We start from the raw sequence: 4,313 nt of genomic DNA, 5'->3' as shown, positions 1-4,313 counted from the left end.
GCAAATGTGGAAGCTGCGGTAAAGATCGTCACACACAAAGTCATCCACGCGGTTAATAGCCACCAGTGTGTTGATTTGGACGAGCTCAACGAAAAGATTGTGGGCGTCGTCGACGCAATCAACGCCTCCGTGCCGTTTCGCAGCCAGCAGTCAAGCCGCAGGGATCTCTTTGAAGAGTACGAACAGCATCTGCTTGCGGATCTGCCGGCAACCCCGTGGCAACACACCGAGTGGAAACGGGCAAAAGTGGCCCCGGATTTCCATATCACGGTTGCAACAGTGCGCTACTCCGTTCCGCACCAGCTTGTTGGCCGCACTGTCGATGTGCGCATCACAGGCCAGATGTTGACCGTCTTTGACCAAGGGGCAACCGTGGCAACCCACCGGGTTTCACATAAGCGTGGGGCCTATGTCACTGACTACGAGCACATTCCATCTGGGATGGACTCCACCCGTGGACTGTGGACAAGCGACTACTTTTACCGCGAAGCCAGCAAAGTTGGCCCGGCAACACGCAAGGTCATCGAAGAACTCATTACGGCGAAAGCCATCCCGGCCCAGGCATACCAGTCCTGCCGAAACGTGCTGTCAATGGGCAAACATGCCAACAAACCAATCCTGGAAGAAGCATGCCAACGCCTGACCGCCAACGACGGCAGTCGGCGGGCAGTGTCATATACCGCAGTCAAAAACATGATGACCGCTGTCCGCAAGGAACACGCAACCCGACCACGCGGGTTTGACCAGCCCCCGCGCAGCACCACCACCAACCAACCCGCCCGACCTGTAGCCGCTGACCGGGACACCACCGGCGCGTTCCTTGGCGGTGCAGACCAGTTCAGCATGGACAACCTCGCTAAGAAAGGAAACTAAAACCCATGTCCTCACCAACCCCGCCAACAGATCGCTTCCTTGACGAATCCGTCCTGCCCGACTTCACCGCACTGCGGATGACTGCCTTCGGCAAAAGCGTCATCGACATCGCCAACGATCCCGCATTCGACGCATGGACGTTTTCCCAAAAGGTGCTCTACGCACTCGATAAAGAAGTCGCGGCCAGGCGTGAACGACGCATCAACAAACTGCTAAAAGCATCCCGATCGCCAAACCTTGATGCTTGCCTTGAAAACGTGGTCTGCACGCCTGACCGCAACATCAACCCCGAGCAAGTCAGCAGACTCGCTCACGGACAATGGTGCCACCTGGGCCAAAACATTGTCATCCTGGGCAAATCCTCAGTCGGTAAAACATACCTCGCCCAAGCACTCATCACCGCAGCATGCCGCAACGACTACTCCGCACGGTTCTACCGCACCGACATGCTCGCCGCCGAACTAGCAGTCCTCCAACCCGATAACCCCACACGGCTGAAGTTCATCCAGCAGCTCCACGACGTCGACGTCCTGGTCCTCGATGACTTCCTGACCACACCTGTGGATGCCGCGACCGCGCACCAACTTCTCAACATCCTCGCCGGGCGAGAAGGCAAAGTCTCAACGATAGTGACCTCACAATTCACCCCACTGGAGTGGTACAAGTCCATCCCCGACGCCGTGATCTCCGAGTCAATCCTCAACCGACTCGTCTCCGGCGCCGAGATCATCACATTGGAAGGACCAAACATGCGCCTGACCACCAACGCATAACAACCGACAAAGCCTGAGTGAGATACCGCTACCAGGTACTCACTCAGGCGCTACCAGATACTCACCACGCCGCTACCATTTCGGTCTTCTTAGCATTTTATCGCGCACGAGCGCTGGGAAACAGCAGCCACGACGCACCTTGTCGCTGTGGTCGTTTTGCTCATGCCAGCATTAATCCTCGGGGAAGTGAAGTGATACTGCGCTACTAACTGCGCCGTCTTAAACGAGGTCTGTGTTTTCCTGATCCCGTCGTGTGCCAAATATAGCCACCAGCGTTAACCGTGCCGAGCAACTTGTGGTTGTGGATACCGGCTAGCACCTTGGTGACAATGCGCTCAGTGGCCACAATCTGATAAGGGCGCATAATCCGCAACACTATGGCCGAAATATTTTGCGTACCTCAACCTCTAAGTCGTGCTCACCTGAATTCTCATGAGTGACATGTAAACCTGCTCTCACACCCTTGGTAGATCACACAGAATCGTCATGGTAAAGACCCTCAATGTGAAGTGGGAAGATTGTAGACCGGCTAAGATGCCCGCACTACGCTGCGGCTTCACCAGTGGTAAGAGGCCCTCGCCCGCCTTGAAGGCGCTCTGAACCTCCAAAGCCCTTACTCCACCACCCTGCGAGTGAAGCGAAAGCCATCGTTACTTACTTTTCTCCAATCATAAGATCCACGAGAGCTCCTAGATTGTTAGCGCACCTCTTACCGTTTTCAGCAGGCCTGTTACGACGGCATCCCAGTACCCATCTTCGGTTTCTACGATTCAGGATTTGTGGTCCCACTATGTCGTTTCGCAAGTTCATTAGCTAGATCAGCAGTGATTTTTACTGCTTCCGGGGGATCGGTGACCCAGATGTGGTCCCCAAACTGAAGCAATTGCCTTACCCCCTGAATATCCGCATATCCCACCACGATACGGACAAAGTTTTCGTCCACGGGTTCATAATGGATAAGCCGTGATCCCAAAATACGAGATGCCATATCAAGCCGAGTCGCTCGAAGAAGTGCGGTGATTCGAACTGGCATGTCTTCTTCTAATTGCTCAACGAGCTGCGCCCACACCCTTGCCAAACTTTGCCCTGGACGAAGCTGAGCAGCTTGACCTAAAACGCGAAAGGTTTCTAAACGCGAGACTGCCAACATCCTTGGTTCCCCATCGATATCAACGACCAAGTACCAACTTCTACCCTTGTGTACAAGCCCATAAGGATCAGCCACAGCACGTTGTTGCTTCTTGTCCCCGCTTCGGCGATAGGACACCTCAATTCGAGCTTCTTTCCGTACAGCCTCTAGCAACTCTTCTAAGTCGTTTTGGGTTTCATTGCTAAACCAGCCACTGGAATCAAGTAGGACCTTTTCTTCCAAATTATGAGTATCGGACGCTTTAGAGAATGAGACTGCGTTCATTTTCTTCTGCAGCAGGGCGATGTCTTGGCCAAACCCCAAGTGTGCGAGTGAATCTGCCCCGACGCCAAGAATCCTCATCAGCTGAATCTCAGTCGGATCCAATCGAGAAGCGTTCAATCGAGCGCGCCTATCGAGCACAATCCCACCATGCATACCTTGCTCCGTATAAACAGGTATTCCTGCGGCCGAGAGTGCATCAACGTCACGCAGTATTGTGCGCTGGGAAACCTCAAAATGCGAAGCCAGCTCGGCAGCCGTAGCACGGCCTCGGGTTTGCAATAGCAAGAGCATAGACAACAGGCGCGCCGATCTCATGCCGTAATTATCGCTGGAACCACAATATTTTCCGGAATATGACACTCCTTGTCAGGTTTGTTTGCTCGAATGCACTGCGTCCACGTAAACAACACCACTCACCGAAAGGAGAATGGCAATGCCAACCCCCAATCTTTTCCTAACCTATGTCTCCGATACAGAGATCTCGACTGCCTTCTACAGCGACTTATTCGATATGCAGCCATCGTTCATCAGTCCTCGATATGTAGCATTCGAAATTTCAAAGGATGTCCTGTTTGCTGTGTGGACCGGCCATAACACCCACATGGAGAAACAAACACCGCGAACGAGCGAAATAGGTTTGATGCTGGATGGACCGGCAAGCCGCATCGATGAGACATACCGTCTATGGAAATCAAAAGGAGTCCAAATTGTGCAGCCACCCTACGATGATGTCTTCGGCCGCACCTTCGTTGTTGCCGACCCTGATGGAAACCTTATCCGCGTCAGCCCAGTCGATTAACTCCTAGATCAGGATTCAACGACTAGGAAATCCTCCAACGCCCCGGGAACCACCTCAGTTGGAGGATTCCAAGTGCCCCTAAGTAGGATCTCAAGTCAAGGATGGTTTAGGCACACCAGCTTTCCCGTACAACGAACCCCTAAAACTGCTTGGCCTATGGGCGCAGCAGAGATCCACCGAAAGTAATGGCCCGGCCCCAAATCGAACTACGAGATCGAGATCATGCAATAAAACTATTATCCTCTCGACCCTGCCAACCAAACCTAAGCAAACATCAAGCCTCGGACTGACTGCCTACACAATAAACCGAAACTCAAAAGAAGGGTGTCAGATCAAGATGACTTGTTGACACCATCGAAAACAAAATTCGAAAGACGTGTCGACCGGCGCGGGCGGGATTTAGGATGTAAATCCCCACACTTGCGGCCTAAACGACAGGATGTGTTGGTGAGGT

At 53.2% G+C, this 4,313-nt stretch carries 4 protein-coding genes and 1 pseudogene; 3 read left to right on the top strand and 2 right to left on the bottom strand.

Translation table 11 applies throughout. The features are described 5' to 3' along the window. Together HMPREF2822_RS11555 and HMPREF2822_RS11550 are read left to right on the top strand one after the other, a co-directional pair. Window positions 1–873: pseudogene (locus HMPREF2822_RS11555) on the top strand (IS21 family transposase); the annotation flags it as partial. Window positions 874–878: 5 nt separating this feature from the next. After that, window positions 879–1,646: an ATP-binding protein gene (locus tag HMPREF2822_RS11550; protein ID WP_070524769.1), complete on the top strand. Its 768-nt coding sequence runs from the start codon at window positions 879–881 to the stop codon at window positions 1,644–1,646. 205 nt (window positions 1,647–1,851) lie between these two features. On the opposite strand, the gene HMPREF2822_RS13885 is transcribed toward HMPREF2822_RS11550, so the two are convergent. Together HMPREF2822_RS13885 and HMPREF2822_RS11545 are read right to left on the bottom strand one after the other, a co-directional pair. Beyond that, window positions 1,852–2,010, bottom strand: coding sequence for a hypothetical protein (locus tag HMPREF2822_RS13885; protein WP_158014593.1), 159 nt, complete (start codon window positions 2,008–2,010; stop codon window positions 1,852–1,854). Between the two features lie 399 nt (window positions 2,011–2,409). Then, entirely contained in the window at window positions 2,410–3,420 is a 1,011-nt protein-coding gene (locus HMPREF2822_RS11545; RefSeq protein WP_198530986.1) for a helix-turn-helix transcriptional regulator, read from the bottom strand. A 73-nt stretch (window positions 3,421–3,493) separates the two neighbouring features. On the opposite strand from HMPREF2822_RS11545, the gene HMPREF2822_RS11540 reads away from it, so the two are divergent. Continuing rightward, window positions 3,494–3,859 (top strand): VOC family protein, encoded by a 366-nt coding sequence (locus HMPREF2822_RS11540; RefSeq protein ID WP_070524765.1) that lies wholly within the window; start codon window positions 3,494–3,496, stop codon window positions 3,857–3,859. Window positions 3,860–4,313 lie beyond the last annotated feature (454 nt).

The sequence above is a fragment of the Corynebacterium sp. HMSC062E11 genome, assembly GCF_001811845.1.
GTDB lineage: Bacteria > Actinomycetota > Actinomycetes > Mycobacteriales > Mycobacteriaceae > Corynebacterium > Corynebacterium hesseae.
Note: the sequence above shows the minus strand (reverse complement) of the source record. Positions and strands in the feature narration are given on the sequence as shown.